General features: G+C 42.2%; 15 protein-coding genes and 1 tRNA gene. 7 read left to right on the forward strand and 9 right to left on the reverse strand.

Features of this window, described 5'->3' with window-relative positions; all coding sequences use genetic code 11:
- Window positions 1–126 precede the first annotated feature (126 nt).
- Entirely contained in the window at window positions 127–1,107 is a 981-nt protein-coding gene (locus WCW_RS07970) for a D-2-hydroxyacid dehydrogenase (RefSeq protein ID WP_041941591.1), read from the forward strand.
- A gap of 80 nt (window positions 1,108–1,187) precedes the next feature.
- Here WCW_RS07970 and xopAK read toward each other — a convergent pair whose 3' ends face one another.
- On the reverse strand, window positions 1,188–1,958 hold the full coding sequence (gene xopAK, locus WCW_RS07975) for a XopAK family type III secretion system effector (RefSeq protein WP_013182704.1): 771 nt from the start codon (window positions 1,956–1,958) through the stop codon (window positions 1,188–1,190).
- A gap of 175 nt (window positions 1,959–2,133) precedes the next feature.
- Between xopAK and guaB the strand changes: the two genes are divergently transcribed.
- Window positions 2,134–3,702 (forward strand): IMP dehydrogenase, encoded by a 1,569-nt coding sequence (gene guaB, locus WCW_RS07980; RefSeq protein WP_013182705.1) that lies wholly within the window; start codon window positions 2,134–2,136, stop codon window positions 3,700–3,702.
- Between the two features lie 95 nt (window positions 3,703–3,797).
- Complete coding sequence (gene purH / locus WCW_RS07985; RefSeq protein ID WP_013182706.1) at window positions 3,798–5,447, forward strand: bifunctional phosphoribosylaminoimidazolecarboxamide formyltransferase/IMP cyclohydrolase; 1,650 nt, start codon at window positions 3,798–3,800, stop codon at window positions 5,445–5,447.
- 13 nt (window positions 5,448–5,460) lie between these two features.
- Here purH and WCW_RS07990 read toward each other — a convergent pair whose 3' ends face one another.
- Window positions 5,461–6,192, reverse strand: coding sequence for a hypothetical protein (locus tag WCW_RS07990; RefSeq protein ID WP_013182707.1), 732 nt, complete (start codon window positions 6,190–6,192; stop codon window positions 5,461–5,463).
- Window positions 6,179–8,662 carry a triose-phosphate isomerase gene (locus tag WCW_RS07995; RefSeq protein ID WP_013182708.1) on the reverse strand — a complete coding sequence of 828 codons (2,484 nt, stop codon included), beginning with the start codon at window positions 8,660–8,662 and terminating at the stop codon, window positions 6,179–6,181. Before WCW_RS07995 ends, WCW_RS07990 begins: the two co-directional genes overlap by 14 nt.
- Window positions 8,663–9,358: 696 nt before the next feature.
- On the opposite strand from WCW_RS07995, the gene guaA reads away from it, so the two are divergent.
- Both guaA and map read left to right on the forward strand, forming a co-directional pair.
- The gene (gene guaA, locus WCW_RS08000; protein WP_013182709.1) at window positions 9,359–10,957 is read left to right on the forward strand and encodes a glutamine-hydrolyzing GMP synthase; all 1,599 of its coding nucleotides are present in this window, start codon (window positions 9,359–9,361) and stop codon (window positions 10,955–10,957) included.
- Window positions 10,958–11,006: 49 nt separating this feature from the next.
- Window positions 11,007–11,885: a type II methionyl aminopeptidase gene (map, locus tag WCW_RS08005; protein WP_079891176.1), complete on the forward strand. Its 879-nt coding sequence runs from the start codon at window positions 11,007–11,009 to the stop codon at window positions 11,883–11,885.
- 157 nt (window positions 11,886–12,042) lie between these two features.
- On the opposite strand, the gene WCW_RS08010 is transcribed toward map, so the two are convergent.
- The 4 genes from WCW_RS08010 to tsp form a co-directional block, all read right to left on the reverse strand.
- A tRNA-Phe gene (locus tag WCW_RS08010) sits at window positions 12,043–12,115 on the reverse strand.
- Between the two features lie 204 nt (window positions 12,116–12,319).
- Window positions 12,320–12,616, reverse strand: a complete 297-nt coding sequence (locus WCW_RS08015) for a hypothetical protein (RefSeq protein ID WP_013182713.1) — start codon at window positions 12,614–12,616, stop codon at window positions 12,320–12,322.
- Between the two features lie 58 nt (window positions 12,617–12,674).
- The gene (locus WCW_RS08020; RefSeq protein WP_013182714.1) at window positions 12,675–13,166 is read right to left on the reverse strand and encodes a hypothetical protein; all 492 of its coding nucleotides are present in this window, start codon (window positions 13,164–13,166) and stop codon (window positions 12,675–12,677) included.
- A gap of 171 nt (window positions 13,167–13,337) precedes the next feature.
- On the reverse strand, window positions 13,338–15,329 hold the full coding sequence (gene tsp / locus WCW_RS08025; protein ID WP_041941594.1) for a tail-specific protease Tsp: 1,992 nt from the start codon (window positions 15,327–15,329) through the stop codon (window positions 13,338–13,340).
- A gap of 131 nt (window positions 15,330–15,460) precedes the next feature.
- On the opposite strand from tsp, the gene WCW_RS08030 reads away from it, so the two are divergent.
- The gene (locus WCW_RS08030) at window positions 15,461–16,207 is read left to right on the forward strand and encodes a segregation and condensation protein A (RefSeq protein WP_013182716.1); all 747 of its coding nucleotides are present in this window, start codon (window positions 15,461–15,463) and stop codon (window positions 16,205–16,207) included.
- Complete coding sequence (scpB, locus tag WCW_RS08035; RefSeq protein WP_013182717.1) at window positions 16,179–16,754, forward strand: SMC-Scp complex subunit ScpB; 576 nt, start codon at window positions 16,179–16,181, stop codon at window positions 16,752–16,754. Before WCW_RS08030 ends, scpB begins: the two co-directional genes overlap by 29 nt.
- A gap of 139 nt (window positions 16,755–16,893) precedes the next feature.
- Here the strand turns inward: scpB and WCW_RS10440 are convergent, their stop codons facing one another.
- Both WCW_RS10440 and WCW_RS08045 read right to left on the reverse strand, forming a co-directional pair.
- The gene (locus WCW_RS10440; protein WP_143876373.1) at window positions 16,894–18,276 is read right to left on the reverse strand and encodes a TrkH family potassium uptake protein; all 1,383 of its coding nucleotides are present in this window, start codon (window positions 18,274–18,276) and stop codon (window positions 16,894–16,896) included.
- A gap of 259 nt (window positions 18,277–18,535) precedes the next feature.
- The gene (locus WCW_RS08045; RefSeq protein WP_013182719.1) at window positions 18,536–19,495 is read right to left on the reverse strand and encodes a metal ABC transporter permease; all 960 of its coding nucleotides are present in this window, start codon (window positions 19,493–19,495) and stop codon (window positions 18,536–18,538) included.
- Window positions 19,496–19,501: the final 6 nt, after the last annotated feature.

Here is a 19,501-nt window from a genome sequence, read left to right on the forward strand (position 1 = left end):
ATAGCGCTATTTTTATTTTTTCAACTATAGAATATCTGAAGAGGTCAATGAAATCAATGGAAATCTGAAGAATTGACAGATTGGTTGAAGAGGAACATAATGAGAACTAATATCGAGGATAGATTCATGCAAATTGTTCTTTTACAAAACCGATTGACAGACGGTGAAGTGGCAGAACTTATCGACGAGTTTCCTCAGTTTCTTTTTTTAGCCGCATACGAGATCCCCTTCAACCAGCTAAGCAAAGAGGAGTGGGAAAGAGTAGAAATCATTTACGGCAACCGATTATCAAAAGAGAATTTGCAATTTGCCCATCAATTGCGATGGATCCATTCACCTGTTCCCAACTTAAACCCTCTGTGTCTAGACCAATTAGAGAAAAAAGGCAATGTCATTGTAACTGTCACCCGCGAAGAAAACGCTTATCAAATTGGCGAATATGTCATGTGCGGGATACTGGCATTTGCAAAAAATTTATTTCATTGGATGAAAGCGGGCGAATCCCCTTCTCTTCTGTGGAATAGCAAATGGCGTGAATCGATGTGGACGCTTAAAAATAAAATCTTCATCCAAATCGGCTTAGGAAAAGTTGGCACTGAAATTGCTCGCCGAGCCCGGCAACTGGAGATGAAAGTCTGGGGAGTGCAAGAAAAGCGGTCTTTTCATCCCTATTGCCACAAAGTTTTTGATATGGAGGAGCTGAACGCGATCCTTCCCGAGGGAGATGTCGTCTGTGCAGCGCTTCCAAGACCTCAGCAAAAGAGAACTTTATTTGGAAAACAGGAAATTAAGTTAATGAAGGAAGGTTCAATCTTTGTCATGATTGGATCTAAATCTTTAATTGACGAAGGATCCCTTGTAAACGAAAAAGACGCAAATAAATTTCGGGGAATTCTCATTGACGCATTCTATCAGGTGCCGATTCCTCCCACTTCCAAGCTATGGAAATTGCCAAATGCTGTGATCACGCCTGAAGTCGCGCCTCGTCCTAAGTCGGAAGGTAAAGAAGCATACAGTCTTTTCCGTTACAATCTCAGGCAATATACCCACGGAAATTTCTCCGATATGCGTAATGCCGTCGGCACGAAAAAAACTTTGATTACGTAAACACTCTAACCTGTGATTGCGTCCTAATCTGTGGCCAAGCGCTACAGATTAGGACGCAATCACAGGTCTAACCGATCATGTTAACACGAACATTTACTACTGGAACTGCAACTTTCAAAGCTCATTTCATCATCAGAAGAGGAGCAGCCAATTAACTTGGTATCAGAGATCCGATAGTGTTTTTCCGCAAAGCTTTGGTCTCTCGTGTAATAAACACAAGTTTCCGAAATAATGACACTTAAGAACGGTTCACCCTCTCTTTCCACAAGGTTAAATAACACCCCTTGAATGTTAAATTCATTTGAAAGCTCCAGTATTTCAGTTTCAGATTCAAGCGATCCACTACCTTCCTCTTCACAGATCGATTTCATTCCGCCAATAACAAAAAATTGAATGGAATGATCCAAACACCCTTGACCTTTAAGCTTATCTGTTAATTGCTCAAGACACAACCTGGGAGACTGTATGGATAAATGCGCCAGCCCTAGAAAGCACTCCCCTTCTTCCGTCCAGCCTCTTGCACAAATCCCAAGACACGGCCCAAGTCCAACAGTCGACAAATATTTTTCCTCTTTAACTGAAACCACTTCAAAATAATCCATTTCAACAACAAGAATGTCTTTAATATCGGGATAGCCAGAAATTAACTCGCGGCATTGGTAAAGATGACTATATTGTTTTCTTGCCAGATCATACCGAGCTTCTGCTAGATTGCGAGGCTGTTCATGTGTTTGCAAAATTTCCATAGGACCCTGGAAGCGCCCTAAAAGATCATCTGTATAACCAAGATCCCAAAAATCGAGATCTATTGAATCGCTATCCGAAAAAATCGCATGATCAAGTGGAAACATAAGAAGACTAACCTTATTAATTATAATATTAAACTATATTAAACATAATGAAAATTATTTGTAAATAAAAATCTATTTTCTGTAATTTTGAGAAAAGTACAAAATTTTTGAATAGATTTTCAGAAGAAGATATGTATAATCAGAGCTTTCATCGAATCAAATTGGAGGCGTTCTCATGAAAATTGAACACTTTTTTCAACTTTTCTCAGGGACGAGCCTCACATACGACGACCTCATCCTCCTTCCGCAATTTGTTGATTTTTCCATTGAAGAGATTAACCTCTCTACGCGATTGACTCGAGAGATCTTTCTGAATTCACCTATCGTCAGCTCTCCTATGGACACTGTGACAGAATCTGAGCTGGCGATCGCCATCGCTCTTCAAGGGGGGATTGGCATGATCCACTACAATATGACACCTGAAGAGCAAAGACAAGAAGCCCTTAAGGTGAAGAGATTTAAAAATGGATTTATTTCTGAACCGATCACACTCCCTCCTGAAGCTTCAATTAAAGAGGTGATCAAAATCAGGCAGGAACAAGGCTACTCGACAATTCCGATCACTGAAGACGGCTCCCCACGCAGCCGTCTTCTTGGAATGATTTCAAAATACGATTACTCATCTCTGACACCCGATTATCAAAAGAACCTGGTCAAAGAAAGAATGGTTCCCGTTAACCACCTGCCATGCGCAACATTTGAAGAACTTTGCGATAAAGACGGCCACTTCGACCTCCGCCATGCAAATGAAAAACTTTTAGAAGCACACAGCGCAGCCCTTCCGATCATCGACAAAGATGGAAAGCTGCTTTACCTAATCACCCGCTCCGATGTGGATAAACATCAAAATTTTCCTAATGCTGCCTTAGACGCTGCCAATAGCCTGCTTGTCGGCGCGGCTGTCGAAACATGGAAATCCAAAGCAGAAGCAAGAATTGAAATTCTTTCCAATGTCGTCGATGTGATTATCTTTGACACCTCTCAAGGGTACACCCAGTACGAGATCGACCTGATCAGGTGGACAAAGCATCATCACCCCCATCTGCAAGTCATCGGAGGAAATGTCGTCACAGAAGAGGCGTGCGAAGCGCTCATCAAAGCGGGGGCAGATGCTATCAGAGTAGGAATGGGATCCGGATCAATCTGTACAACACAAGAGGTGGGAGGAATTGGCAGGGGACAAGCAACTGCTGTCTATGCTTGCGCAAGCACCTGCCGCAAGCATGGAGTGCCGGTCATTGCCGACGGGGGAATTTCGAAAAGTTCAGATATCGTCAAAGCTCTGGCACTGGGCGCAGAAACAGTGATGCTTGGCTCTCTTTTAGCCTCGACGGATGAAGCACCTGGACGCAGCCAAATCAAGGACGGCATCCGTTTAAAGGAATACCGAGGCATGGGATCAAGCCAAGCAATGGAAAAGGGAAGTTCAGTACGCTATGGCACTCATCAAAGCAAAATCCGCATGCCTGAAGGAGTTGCTGGACTCGTTCCTTCGCGCGGATCCATCTCTGAATGGATCCCCTGTCTACTGCAAGGAGTAAAACAGGGATTTCATAAACTGGGATTCGCAGCAATCACCGATCTGGAGGGTAAAATCCAGATTGAAAAGCGATCGGAAGAGGCGAAGCGTGAAGGGCAGGTTCACCACCTCTATGAATATCACCTGGACTCTCAACCACAGCTTGAAAAAACCAAGGAAACATCTTTAAATCCTAAAAAATATTTTACAATAACGCATTCATAAGATGGCATGACCTTATCCGAAAAAAAATCTTTTGATAGAGAAGACAATGGTTTAAAGTGATTTTATACGATTGTCAACGACCTAGAGGACCAATCATGAGCTGCGACCTTCTTCCCATCCGAAGAGTTTTAATCAGCGTTACAGACAAATCGGGCTTGAAAAAGCTCATCAAAGGTTTGCAAGATCATACGAAGCAGTTGGAGATCATCGCTTCGGAAGGAACAGCTGCCGCTTTGAGCGAAAAAAATATTCCTTTTACACCACTAAGGGACTATACAGGTTTCCCAGAGTGTTTTGGCGGCAGGGTAAAAACACTGCATCCACGTATTGCCGGAGGAATCTTGTTTAGAAAAGGGCAAGATGAACAGGAAGCTGAGCAATTAGGGATCGGCCCGATCGATCTTGTCGTCTGCAATCTAGACGACTTTCAAAAAGCAAGCTTAAGAGCCAACCCCTCCACAGCGCAATTATTAGAGTCCATGGATATTGGCGGATCCACCTTAATTAGAAGCGCATGCAAAAACTATAGTAACGTAGCAGTCATTGTCGATCCGAAGGATTACCCTTCATTTGTCCATGAATTAAAAATCAACAGTGGAAGCGTTTCTTTAGAGACTCGAGAGAAATTGGCAGTTAAAGGGATCAATGCCTGTGCAGATTATGAGGCTCTTTTAGCCAAAGTCCTGACCAAGCGGATTGCAAAAAAGGATACGCAAAAACCCCGTTTGACGAGAGGAAAAAAACTTCCCTATGGAGAGAATTCCAGCCAGAAAACTTGGATCTACCAATTTGAGGAGCAGGAAGGACTTGCAAAAGCGGAAATTCTTTGCGGCAAGGAACTTTCCTACAACAATTACGAAGATGCTGCAGTCGCTTACTACGCAGTGCAAGAGCTTTTACGCTTAAAAGCTGCATGCGGTGTAGCAATCATCAAACATGGAAGCTTATGCGCCTATGCGACGGGAAACACATTGAACGAAGCTTTTGAAATGGCATGGGAAGGGGATTCAAAGTCCGCTTATGGGAGTGTCATCGCGATCACATCCCCGATTACTGATGAATTGCGCAATGGTATTAAGAACAAATTTGTCGAGGTATTGATCGCTCCCGATTTTTCCCCTTCTTTTGTTGAATGGGCATCGAAAAATAAAAAGCGCCTTCGCATGGTCAAAATCCCCAACCATTTGAAAAGCCCTTTTTCTTCTCAAAACTTCGACGGCAAAATACTCGCTCAAATGAGTAAAAAAATATTGATCCCGGAAAATTTTGATAGTTTTTTTACTAAAGGCGAAAACAATCAAGGCATTGTGACCAAAGCGACTCCTTCTAAAGAGCTATACCCTCTTTTTGCATTTGGGATTTCAGCTGTCAACTACGCCAAATCCAATGCCGTGGCGATTGTCAGAGAGGCCAAGCCTGGCTGTTATCAATTGATTGCGATGGGAGCCGGACAGCCCAACCGCGTCGACAGCCTGGAAAGGTTAGCTATTCCCAAGGCAATTGAAAACTTGCAGTATGAGCACGGCTTTAATCCTGAGTATGATCCAAAAGTGGATTTGGGAAAATGCGTGATCGCAAGCGATGGCTTTTTCCCTTTTGACGACAGTATCCGATTTGCAACATCAGCTGGAATCAAATATTGCATTCAGCCTGGCGGATCGAAACGGGATAAAGAGGTGATCGAAGCAGCAGATAAGGAAGGCATGTGCATGGTGATGACAGGGGCGCGATATTTTTCCCGCTGATCCTCTACTCGCCTTAAATATTAGGCTTTCCTTTTTCCCACCCTTGAGCAATCCACTCTTCCATATGTTTCATCACAGAATTGACAATTTCTAACATTTGCACCCAGGATTGCTCATCATCCTCAGCTTTATCGAGATCTTCCTTGTTAAATTTAGAACGATCCTCTGCCTCTTCATCAACTTCCAACGTTAATTCGTGAGGGCCTGATCCATCATCCGGCTCAACGGATACAGTCATTTCTCCATCATCCACTTCGCTAAATCTAACCGTTGAAGGTCCAACATCCTCTAAATCTGTCCTTAGATATTGATGACCGTCTTCATCAATTCCCCCTTCGCGAGTCACGCCTTCAGGGTCGGTAACAGTAATTCTGATCGATCCGTCATCTCCTCTATCGACGTGTCCCCGGCAACTGCCGACTTCAGCCTCCTGGTTATTGGCTGCGATCACAGCAGAAGCCATCACGCTTCCCCCTATAGCTACATCCGAACCTGTCATTCCCCCTCTATCTACCGTTGCTTGCAAAGTACGCTGCTCTCCGTCTTGAGGCGAAGGCCTGGGGATCTCGCGATCATCAGCAATCATATGTATTTCCTCTTCCTCACTTAACTCTTCCAGTTCCGGCAAAGCGTTCACTTTATCTTTTGCATCGGCGATTTTCGCCTCATCTTTCGCATCCTCTGAGCTTTCTATAAAACGGTGCGGATCAACTCCGCCAAGTCCGCCTTCGTTAGCGACCGTCATGCTCTACCTCCTTTTTTAAGTATTTCACCCATTTGTTCAGATCAGCGTGTTCCTTGCTTCCACTCATCAGCTTTTCTCCATGTGCTAAACACCGCTTAGCTTCTGAAAGATCCCCTTGTTCCAAATAGCATTCTGCTGCATGGATATAGGGTTCCGGTCTATTTGGTTTTAAGGAATTGGCAATCGAAAATGCGTCAAGAGCGATATCCAGCTGCTCTTTTTCCATTTTTTTAGCCATCCCATATCCAAACCACATGCCATACTCCTTTGCATTCAGTGAAACAAGGGTAAAAAACGCAACCGCCGCCTCTGTATATCTTTTCTTTTCGAACAGCCCTTTCGCGATCTCATACAAAACATTCATCTGTTCTTCCGATAGTCCAATCGCTTCAAACCAAGGTTTGCCTTCTCCATTCTCAAACTGATTGGCTTCAGTGAACTCCAAAATTTTTTCCAAAGGCAGATGCAGCGTCTTGATAATGGACTCCCTCTCAGGATGTTGTTTTTCCTTTAACTCCTTGAATAAGACTTCCCATCCTTCCGAAGAGCGGCTGCGGAAATCATCAAACATCCGTTTATATTCAACCTTCAACCTTGCCAATTTGATCTCAGGACTTTCCAAATCTCCATCTTTAGGAACGTAGGTTTCCTGAAAATTTTTTTCGGCAAGCCTTTCCGCACACTCATCCACTGTGAGTTTGACCAACTCCAATCCCTCAGCAACAGTAGACACACCTCCCCCAGACTCAATAATTTCTTTAGACTCTCTTTCCATGTTCTCGTTAACTTCAAGTTCAGCAGGCTCCAGCGGTTCTTCAATAGGCTCTTTTTCTACTTTCTCTTCTGTCATTAGTACTTCTTCTTTAAGAATCGGAACAGGCGCTTCAACCTCCTCCTCTTCAGAAAAAGGCTCTTCGACCGGTTCTGCCTCCTTTTCAAGAAAAACCTTTTTATTCCATTTACTGACAAGATCGCTCTTGATTGCTGAGGCTGACAGGGAAATGCCGTCAATAGAGCTGTGGGAAAGATAAGCAAAAGGATCATCGGAAAAATGGGAAATTTCGATAAGAATTTTAATCGTACGGGAAACATCATCGTAAAGGGAACTCAAGACATTGCGAAGGTTTTTCGCACGTTCTGCGATCTTTTCTGCTTCATCTTCTAGATTCCATCCTAATGACCCTGCGTACAGCAGGATGCGCACCTTTTCCAAATGCTTCGGCTCAATTCCTTCTAGAACCCCCTGTATCTGCTCGTAAAGATCGCCTTGATCGGTTAAGCCAACAACCACTGAAAGCCCTCTTTCCAATGCTTTGAGAAGCCAAACGTTGATTTCCCTATCTGAAACGTCTAAATGCCTTCTACTCATCCGATCACCCAAAATGACAAATGACGCCCCACGCTCTCTCAACATGGAAAAATGGACCTCTTGGGTAAAAGCCCCTGTTTTAGCAAAAGATAAATTCCAGGCACCGCAACTCACTTGAGGAAAAGAGGAAATTTCGGAGGTTAAGGAAAAAGGCAAAGCGAAAAGCCACTCTGTTTGTCCGGAGCGGCCTGCTGCCTCGGCAAGCTTCTTCAATCCTTTAATCGTTCGGTCAACATCATCATAGGTGTGACAAAAAATCAAACATTCCTCTTTTTGCACACTCTTTGTAAGAAAACGGGAAACATCGATCGTCGTTTCCTTCTTTTCAATAACTTCCTTCTCGTTTTTCTGGACAACCCCTTTCGGCTTCACTGTCAATATTTCCATTGGAAGCCTTTCCTCGGGCACTTTTCGCTTAAGAGAAAGGATACCGGGGCTGATACAGACACCGTCAATCCGGTCGATCATGCATTTTTCCAACAATTCCGGAGTAAACTTTGGAATGGAATATAAGATCTTGATCTGCTTGGCTAAAGCCGCTCCACAAACATCCTCCAACGCCAAGCGACATCTCGACAAAGCATCTCGAATTTCACTTAATTCCAATCGTTTAGGAAAACCCAACTGCGGCTGGCAAACAAAAGTGACGCTTTCACGCTGCTCATCGCTTAAATCGGATAAGTAACACTGAAGCCTTTCTCTTAAACACTCATGATCTTCGTACTCGCGCAGCTCCAGAATAACAGGAAGACCAGCCAAAATGGACATTTTGACTTTATCCCTGATAACCTCTGCATTGCTGCCGCCTGCCTGTTCGCCGACAAACACAAATTGTGCGTGTTTCTCTTTCAAAATCTGCCCCTCAACAGCTTTCTCAAAGTGCGAAGATCCGTTATAAGGCTGGGCGGAACTCCCAAAGGTGATCTCAGGAAAATTCCCTCTTTCCTCAATTGAAATCTGATCAAGATCCATCAAAGCTAAATAAGGGTCGATCTGTAATCGATTCCTCTCCTTATTTTTTAATCCTTCAACCTTCTTAATCACTTCTTTCAAATCATCATAAGGCTTACAAGAGATAAGGCAGATAAAACTTTTATCCATATAAAACTTAATGTTTAAAAAATTCCCATATATATAAATTATATATACGCATTACTTTAAACATCAAGAAATATTTTATCCGATTAATCAACGGTCTAAGAGCGTGTCGTCAAAAGACAAGGCAAACTGGCATCAGTTGGCGAGTCTGAAACCTGTGATTGTGCCCTAATCTCGTTTATCAAGCGATCAACTCAATAGAATAAAAAAAATAATTTTCAAACAAAATCCTACTTCAGTCCTTGCTCGAATATTCCTTGGCATCCTGCTCACGATACTACTGAAAACTGTTTCTATTTTGTTTCTTTCAGACCGCAGCTTTTTCTCTATTTTCGGCTTGTGTTGACGTTTTAGATCTTTCCTTCGTTTTGGAATCAATGAGATGTGCTTTTCTAAAAAAAGTTGTTCCTCAAAATGATCATTCGTGTAGGCCTTGCGCCTTTAGGTAGATCTAAATCCATGCTCATCAAAGGTTTGAGCAACCTCATCACATACACAAAAAATTGTAATTACTTGATTTATCATACTTTCTCCTTTTTAAAGAGAAAGCATGATAGAGAATGCGGCCAATCATCTACAGCTGAAGGTCATCTTTCGATAAATTTCTCCTCCATCTGTAGCGCTTGGACGCAATCACAGGTTGAATCAAAGGCACAGCGTCCAATACACTATCTGAATTAAAAGAGGGAGCAAAACATCATGCAAAATTTAACCCAATCCACTTCGATATTTCATGAAATGTCTGGATCAGACTCCATCCTAATTCTGGATTTCGGATCGCAATATACGCAGCTAATTGCCAGACGGATCAGAGAACTCGGTGTCTATACCGAAATCCTGCCTCCTGAAACCCCTTTTAGCGCTTTATTGTCCATGAAGCCTAAAGGGCTAATCCTCTCCGGCAGCCCAAGTTCCACACATGGACAGCCACTGATATGCGATCCAGAAATTGCAAACTCTCCTATCCCTGTGCTGGGAATTTGCTATGGAATGCAGCTTCTCAATAGGCTGCATAAAGGAACTGTCATCCCCTCTCGAAACGGAGAATACGGAAAACAACCTATTTCCCTCCATTCCTGCGAAGGGATCTTTAAGGGGTTGGATTCCCACCAAATGGCTTGGATGAGCCATGGAGACAGCATCAACCGCCTTGCCGATCCGCTCATTGCTACCGCTCAAAGCGAAAACGGCCACATCGCAGCGATGCAGCACACCTCCCTTCCACAATATGGAGTACAGTTCCACCCCGAAGTGACCCACACAGAAAACGGAAAGGAAATCTTGCACAATTTCATTCAGATTTGCCAATGCAAACAAACCTGGTCTTTGAAAAATCATATCGAATCGGCAAAAGAGGAGATTAGGAAGCAGGTAGGCAACGGTACAGTGATCAGCCTAGTTAGCGGAGGAGTCGATTCAACCGCAGCAACTTTTCTTTGTTTTGAAGCTCTTGGATCTGAAAAGGTGATCCCTTTGCATATCGATACCGGTCTAATGCGAGCGGGAGAATCAAAAGAAGTGTGCGCATTACTCCGCTCACACGGTATGCGGCATCTTGATTTTGTCGATGCCTCTGATGAGTTCCTGGACGCTCTTAAAGGAGTGGAGAATCCGGAAAAAAAACGGACGATCATCGGCAACCTCTTCATAGAAATTTTAGAAAGGGAAATCGCAAAAATTGAGAACAAAGGCACCTGCACATTTTTATGCCAAGGCACCCTTTATACCGATTTAATCGAAAGCGGACAAGGAGTGGGCAAACATGCGGATGTGATCAAGACCCACCACAATGTCAATCCACCAGTTGTCCAAAGAAAAAGAGAGCAAGGCTTAATCGTTGAGCCAAACAACAAAATCTTCAAGGATGAGGTGAGAATATTGTGTGAACAGATGGGAGTTCCTTCCTCACTGGCCTGGCGCCACCCTTTCCCCGGTCCCGGGCTGGCGATCCGCATTTTAGGCGAGGTGACCAAAAGTCAGCTTGAATGCTTGAGGGCAGCTGATGCCATCTATTTGGAAGAGATTGTCAAAGCGGGTCTTTACGATGAGATCTGGCAAGCATTTGCCTGCTTGTTACCTGTATCCACTGTCGGCGTGATGGGTGATAAACGCACTATCGGACAAGTGATTGCATTAAGAGCTGTCAGCAGCATTGATGGAATGACTGCGGATTTTTTCCCTCTTCCAATGGAACTTCTCAGCAAAATCAGTACGCGGATCATCAACGAAGTGCCAGAAGTTAATAGAGTGGTCTACGACATAACTTCCAAACCTCCTGGAACCATTGAGTGGGAGTGACAAAAAGACCGATAATCGCTATCATTAACTCCTAAAAAAAGGCATCCCCATTAAAGACAACAACTTCCAACATTTTATCGAAGCAGGCAAGCGTGCCAAAGAAGTGCGCGCTTATGGAAAATCTTTGATTGTCAAAGGAGCTTCTTACAAAGACGTCACCGCTAAAATCCGCCAAAAGATCAAAGAACTGGATGCCATTCCCGCTTTTCCTCCTCAGATAGCCCTTAACGAAACTGCAGCCCATTTCCTTCCATCTCCCGATGAAGAGATCATTTTTAAAGACGAACTGATCAAGCTCGATATTGGCGTCTGCTACAAAGGAGCGATCGGTGATTGCGCCGTTACCATCGACCTTGGAGGAAAACATCAAAAGCTTATCAATGCTGTTGAAGCAGCTCTACTTGCAGCAGAAAAGATCATTGAAGTCGGATTGCCAATTCAGGAAATTGGTCGAGTCATTGAAGAAACCATTCACTCCTTTGGATTAAAGCCGATTGAAAACTTGACGGGACACGGTCTGGGAAATTATTGCGTGCACAAGGCTCCAATGATCCCGAATTGTTTCCATCCAATGAGGGAAAAAATTGAGCCTGGAATGACCTTTGCCATCGAGCCATTTGCAACCGACGGATTCGGTGCAGTTTACGAGAAAGGACGGCCGGAAATTTTCTCTCTGACACAACACCGCTATCCATTGAACCCTCAAGCTAAAGCATTCATCCGACAGATCAAGGAAATGCAAGGCCTTCCTTTTGAGCTTGCAGATTTAAGAGGGGAAGGAAAAGAGAAGGTTGTCAACTATCTATTAAGGAAGCGGATATTAACCGGTTATCCGCCGTTAGTTGAGGAAGGAAACGGAATGGTCGCTCAGGCCGAAAATTCTGTTCTCGTAGATCTCGACGGCTCAGTCACGATCACTACCCGTTAGGTTAGATCTAGGGCGAGCTAAACATGCATCTTGCAGCCTCTTTTACCTTGAGAAAATCATTTTTAGACTCGCCAAGCCTCGTCTTCCAAATGATCGGATAATCCAAAACAAAAAAAAACCGAAGACATGTTCATCAGTGATCGTGTCTTCGGTGGTGTGGCCAGAGCCAGAATCGAACTGGCGACACAAGGATTTTCAGTCCTCTGCTCTACCGACTGAGCTATCTGGCCAAGTAAAGTGAATAAGATAGAGTAAAAGACAATTAACTGCAAGCAAGTTTAACAAATTTTGAATCAACCCATCGACAGCCACATACAACTGAAACAGTGCGGCAAGAGTAAAAAAAAGCTGCAAAAGCAGCTTTTACTCCGATTGCAGCAACTACCAAGCCTCATCTGAAAATTTAATTTTGAAACATGATCGGTATAGCTCTCTTAAGGGTTCAAAAGCAGCTCTGCTACCTTTTTTCCTGTATCGCTCAACTCATAAAGCTCTCCCTGAAGCACATGGCCCTCCTCTTTAGTCCTGACGGCAGAAATCAACCCTTTCTCTCTGAGCTTCTCAATATCCCCATAACCCATTTCAATAAACTCAAACGGCTTGTTATCCCTCAATATTTCAATCATCCCTTTAATGTTGAACAGAATTTGCGCCCCTTCTTCCGAAGCTTCTCTGATCATTTTTTTTTGGTTCGCAGACAAGTTCTGCAAAATATCTTCAAAATTTTTCATACGATCCTGTGAACCTATCCCAAGCTCAGCAAGAGCTTGGGATTTAAAAAACATCTCTTTAATAAGCTTTCGTTACTGTGATTTGATCACGGCCTTTAAACATTTTTCCGTCTTTGGTTTTTCCCTTCAATGTCAGCTCTTGAACCCCTTCTTTGAGATTTAAATCCGATATGGAAAATCCAGCAACTAAATCCTCTATTCCATCATTGTTCTGATCGAAAACCATAAATTTCTCAGCTCCATCCACATTGCCTATGGATAAAGAGCTTGGATCGATATGATTAACGTCAAAATCCTCAGACCCTAAGATTGCAATCTCAAGGACACCGCTTTCCAAGTCCTCCTTATCTGTCAAATCAAGGCTGTCTTTTTCGATATCTATCTCAACAGCCAAAGGCTCATCTGTTTTATTCCAGCCAGCTTTGTCGTCCCACTTATGCTCTTTTCCTTTTTCCAAATCAGAATCGCCTGCATCATACACCGCAGCAACACCAAGCGCTGCAACAGACATTAGTAAAATCAAACCTGCTTTAAATAAGTAACTAACCATCCTCTCCTCCTTCTTTTTATATCTCTAAAAAATTTTAAATTAATAAATTTTTGAATTAAAAAATCGAAGCGCGATAAAACAACTTCCCTCTGCCCTCAAACCTATTATGCATTTTTCAATTTTTTTTTACATATTTTTCATAAAATATTAATTTTTAATATTTTATGAAATTTAATCATCTGCAATTCCCTTATTGAAAAGCGGTTTATCCACTCTAATCATATCTCTCATGATCGAAACAGCTTCCTGCATTTGAAAATCTAAATTTTCAGGAAGCTCTTCATTTTTCTGGAGAGGATCCCAGTCAAGCTCCCCCTTTAAAAATTTTTGATAGACAGCATTTTGCGCTAACCTCTTGCGGCTATTTGCCTGAAAAAAATTAAGATGGGAACTCCAGGAAGTCTTTTTCTTTTGCAGCGAGGGCATGTAATAGCGTAAATACCAAGGTTTAAGTCCTGGATCGACATCAGCGAGCTGGTCTTGAAAAGAGCTGGGTATCGTATCGGAAGCGATCGGATATTCCAAATATTCTTCGCCAATCAACTCTTTGCTGTAATAGCTTGGAACAATAATATCAGCTTTGACCCCGGAAACTTGGGGAGTTTTCCCCGAAACAGTATAGTATTTTCCAACCGTCACCTTAAAATGGGAGGCGCTTGAACCGTCAGTGACGGTTTGACTTTGGATAGTTCCCTTGCCATAAGTTTGTTCATCTCCAACAACTAAGGCTACGCCATAATCCTGAAGAGCTTGAGCGACAATTTCCGCCGCCGACGCTGTCGCTTTGGATGTCAGAATAATCATGGGGCCGTCAAAGGAAACTTTCCCATCCATATCCCGATAAAAACGCTCTTCACCATTGGAGTATTTGGAAACGACGACAACGCCATTGGTAATGAATAAACCGGCAACTTTGACTGCCTGGTTTAGAAACCCTCCACTATTTTCTCTTAGGTCGATGATCAACCCTTCCAACTTCCCTTGTTTTTCCAAATCCTTGATCGCCCGGCGCATATCTTTTTCACTTGTCACTCCATGATCGCCCTGGTAAAAGGAGTCCATGCTGATTTTTCCAATAATCCCGTCTCCATACGGCTCATACTCAGCTTTGACGCGCCCCTCTTCAACTGTTATCAATTCCCTTGGCAAGTTCGCTTTGATCAATATATCCTTTCCATCAACAGTGCGTTTTAGTTCGATAGATACCGAAGATCCTTTCTGCTCTCTCAATTTGCCTACCAACTCTTCCAATGAGACATATTCAACATTGTTTCCATTAATGTTCACAATTCTGTCACCAACTTGAATCACTCCACTTTTCATCGCAGGCCCGTCCTTAATCATGCGAGTGATGACAATCCCCTCCGGCTTCTGTTGCAAAACGACACCGATCCCTTTAAAGCCTTTTTCCAATCGAATTTTCATATCCAATGCCTCGTTCTGATCGAGAAAAGAGGTATGTGAATCTAAGCTTCCGGCCAGCGCCTTCAAAACATGCATCGCAAAAAGATTTTCTTGTTCCAGGCTATTGAGTTTCTTTCCTTGGCTATCAACGTATAAATATTGATTTTCCCAATGCTCAGTAGTCTCCATAAAAGACTGTAGGATCCGTTCCCGATTTTTCATCACAGTTTTGTCTCCATAACGAAGCCGTTCAACGTTGATATAGTTAACCAATTGTTCTTTGATACGATTTTTCAATTCGCTGGAATTTTTAGGAAACGAGGATTTTTCTTCCTGAAAATTCAGCCGTGACTTATTACTGCTGCTTTGAAACAAAGCATCTCCATTTTTTAGAATTTCTTTCCGATATTCCCTTGTCCTATGAATCCCGTTTTGAATCAGCTGATCAATCTCTTCAAATTTATCTAGCTGCCCTTTTCTATACTGGCTGATGATGCGCTTCATCTGAATTGGAGAAACATTGACTGCTTTATCCACTTCCTCTTGAAGCAAATACACCCTATTCGGATCGAACTGATCGATGTAAAGCTGAAAGGCTTTGGTAAAGATCTCCCCTGATACCTGGTGATAGTCGACATGCTGGGATAAAATTTTCTCCATCACCTCATGTACGTCCTTTTTGGTCAACAGCTCTTCTTGCTCTGAAAAAACGCTGACCGGAATCAAAACTGCTACCAGAAAATATAAAAATCGCTTCATCATTCCATTCCTTACTTATGAATCCATCCCTATTATAATTATAATTATTTAAAACAAAAAATTCAAAAATACTGAATTTGAGTTGGTTCAGCATATTGTATAAATTGGTTGCCAAGAGTATTCTGTTTTTTATGAATCAGAGTTCGGAAAATACTTTTTCACTAGACATTTTTGAAGGGCCATTAGCTTTCCTGCTGCACTTAATCCAAAAAAGCGAAATCAACATTCACGATGTTCCGATTTACGAAATCACCAAACAATACCACGAAAGAATTCAGGAGTGGACTTCCTTATCGGTGGACAGTGGAGCAGAATTTATCGGCACAACTACCCAGCTATTGTTGATGAAAAGCAAAAAACTTCTTCCCAAGCATGACGCAATTGAGGAAGAAGAGGAAGACCTTGACCCGCACTTTGAGATTATTCATCAATTGTTGGAATATTGCTATTTTAAAGAAGCTGCAAAAGATCTGGCAACTCGAGAGGAAAAACAAAGCACTTATTTTCACCGAGGAGTCCACAACCTTCCAGAAGTAAAGAAGCGGCTTGGCATCGAGCATCTCTCCATGGAGGACCTTGAAGCTCTTTTTGAAATAGCGCTGCAAAAGAGCAATCCGCAAAACAAAAACATCGCAGAAGAGGAGTGGCGCGTTGCCGACAAAATCAGCGCTCTCCGCACTTTATTGAAAATTCAAGCAAAGGTTCCATTCCGTCAGCTTTTCTCGGAAAAGCAGTCTAAACCAGAGTTAATTGTCAATTTTTTGGCCCTCTTGGAATTGATGAAAACGGGTGAGTGCTTCGTTTCAAAAGAGGGGCTTTCCAATCAAATCTATATCTATAAAGGGTCGTATGACACACAAGATAACGGGAGTGCCTGAAGAAGTCGTAGAAGCAGAGACGCACGCATTTGCTAAGCGTATCATTGAAAGCTTGTTATTTTCTTCTAACGAACCCGTCCCTTTGCGCAAATTAAAAGAAATTTTACAGACGGTATACCCTTATTCCACAGAACAAGTGAAAGAATTGATATACGCTCTTAGAGAGGATTACGCAGAACAAAACAGAGCCTTTCAAGTGGAAGAAATTGCAAAAGGATACCTATTAAGAACCTGTGCAGACTATCACCCTTATATTCATAGGCTGTTAAAACACACTCGCCCGGATAAACTCTCTCAAGCAGCACTGGAAGTACTGGCAATCATTGCCTACCGTCAGCCGATCACTCGTCCTCAAATCGACGAGATCCGCGGAGTGGACTCTTCCGGAATCATTCATACACTCTTAGACAGGCTACTGATTGAGCAAAGCGGGAAATTGGAAGTTCCCGGCAGGCCAACCTTGTATTGTGTCACCTCCCATTTCCTTCAACATTTTGGCCTAAAAGACAGAGAAGAGTTCCTTAGAGCGTGTAGGCAATTTAAATGAGAACATCTTGCGCCATCTTTTTTCCATAGAGAATGCTTTCAGACTCAGCAACTGATACCAGTTTACTTCGTCTTCCAAGCAATTCTCCTAGAGAAAAATCTACCGCAATCTGCATCTCATTTAAATTGCCTACACGCTCTTATACTGTTTTTTTCCAGAATGAAGGGATCAAAATTGTAATTAAAGCAAAGAATTCAAGCCTGCCAGCAATCATTAAAAAGCAGGAAAGAATCATCCCGAAATTAGAAAGAAACGCACAAGATTGCATGGGTCCATATGCCCTGAAGGAGAATCCGGTGTTATTGATCGAGCACCCCACAAAGGTAAGCGCACTTTCGGGATCTAATCCATCCAAAATAAAAAGCAATGTTGCCATAACTGATATCGAAATAATTAATACAAAAAAAACCAATGATTTAATAGATACTTCTTGACTAATTTTTCGATGCTTTATCCGCATGATTTTAATCGTTTCCGGCCTAAAAATAGATTCTACTTTGAATTGAGTGATTTTGAATAAAATATAATTTCTAAGAATTTTTATCCCTCCGCATGTAGAACCTGACATCCCGCCGACATACATCAGAACCAACATCAGCACTTGAACTCGATAAGGCCAAAGATCAAAGTTAACAGTCGAAAAGCCTGTGGATGAATTGGCCGAGACAATTTGAAAAGTCGCAAATCTAGCAGCATCTTTAACACTATTGATATTGACAAATTCCCCTGTCAACAGTTGTTGATCTGTATTTAAAATCGAAAAAGTAGAAAATAAACATGACAATAAAATAACTAAAAAATAGATGATAATTTCCACATCGAAAATTTTATATATTTTCTTTCTTATGATATTGAACCAAATAGCAAAATTCAAGCTTCCAACGATCATAAACAGGATCACAACCCATTCTGTGATCGGATTTTTAAATGCTCCTATGCTTGCATTTTTTACACTGAATCCACCTGTTGATAACGTTGAAAAGGAAATTGTGATCGCATCAAACCAAGTAACATCTGGATTAGTCAACCTTAATAAAACAGTCTGCAACACTGTAAAAAACAAATAGACCTTCCATAAAATTGAAGCGGTTTCCCTCAACCTAGTCGCTAACGAAATTTCTGTCGGCCCGGGAATTTCTGAAGACATCAATTGCTTGCCTCCAATTCCCAAGGAGGGCAATACAGCAATGAATAACACAATAATCCCCACTCCACCTAGCCATTGAGTTAATGACCTCCAAAATAAAACGGCTTTGCTAACCGCTTCAATTCCTTCGGCTATAATTTGTCCCTCTTTATTTCTAACAGGTGGAACTGTTCCGAAAAATTCATAGACTACAGGTGTTTCGCCTTCTATGATGAGCTGAATTTTTTTCTCCTGCCCATGATTGTTATATTCCTTTCCAACCAACACACTCGCTCCCGTTGTTGTAAATCCTGAGACACTTTCAAAATAGGCTTGAATCGGATTTGAAAGAGTGTCGCTAAAGATAAACGGAAGAGAAGAAATGCCTGGAGTCAATATCCAAATAAGAGCAACGGTTAAGATACTCTCTCTCCTGTGTAAATGACCTTGCGATTCACGACCAAAAAAATACAGGACTGCGGAAAAGAGCAAACAACAAATATACGATAAAAAAAACGCTTTTACAGAATGAGGCTGGGGGTGTTCCTGAAAACCAATAAAATATTTGAAATAAATGGATAAAAAAAAGGGAATTAGCAGGATGAATGAAAAAAAGAAAAAATATTTCCCTAAAATTTAAAAATATTTTTAAAATTCATAAACCCGGACGCTTCATCAAGAGAACAGTTAGAAACAACGCGATGATCACGCAAACGACAACGCCTCCTGTCGAAAAAGCAAGGCCTAAAACCGAAAGGAAATGTCTCGAAAGAGCAACTCCAACAAAAGCAGAAAAGATTCCAATAGCAGCCGATAGGAGAAGCATGGATCTAAGATGATTTGTCAATAATTGCGCAATCAGCGACGGACCCGTCATCAACGCCAGGACCATCAAAACTCCAACAGCCCTAAACCCTCCAATCGCTGTTGCAGACACTTGAGTCATCAAAAGATAGTTTAAAAAAACCGGTGAGAACCCCAATGTTTTCGAGAGTCCGCTGTCAAATGTTGTGATTGCATATTCTTTATAAAAAAGACCAATCAATGCAATATTTAGAAAAAGCACCGCCAAAACAAGCTTCAAATCCTGCAAGCGCAAAGCGTCAGCATTGCCCATCACAATCTCAGTCCCGATATGTGCATTACGCGTAAGAAGTGTTACGAGAATGATCCCCAAAGCAAACAGACTGGTAAACACAATGCCAATACTGGCGTCTTCTTGAAGACCTGCCGACTTTGTCAAAAATTCAGTTAGAAATGTTGTGACAATTCCCATCAAAAGAGAAGCTGCCAAAAGCGCGCGAATGGAAAGATGGAGATGAGCATATCCGTCCGACCCCGGCAACATGTAAACGGAAAAAAAATAAACGACAACAATCCCCAATAAAATTGTGTGGGACAAAGCATTAGCCAGCATCGTCATTTTGCGAAGCACCAGATAGCAGCCCAATAAAGATGAGGAAACCGCAACGCCAGCTAAAACAAACACTTGGATTTCATCCGAAACCAGCTCTTGGATGCCAAGCTGACCAGTAAAAAAAAGCCGCATCCTCATTGCAAAAACTGCAATAAAACTTAAAAAGTTCTGTCCCATATAGGGATTGATTGCATGCATAACAGT

The organism is Waddlia chondrophila WSU 86-1044, assembly GCF_000092785.1.
GTDB lineage: Bacteria > Chlamydiota > Chlamydiia > Chlamydiales > Waddliaceae > Waddlia > Waddlia chondrophila.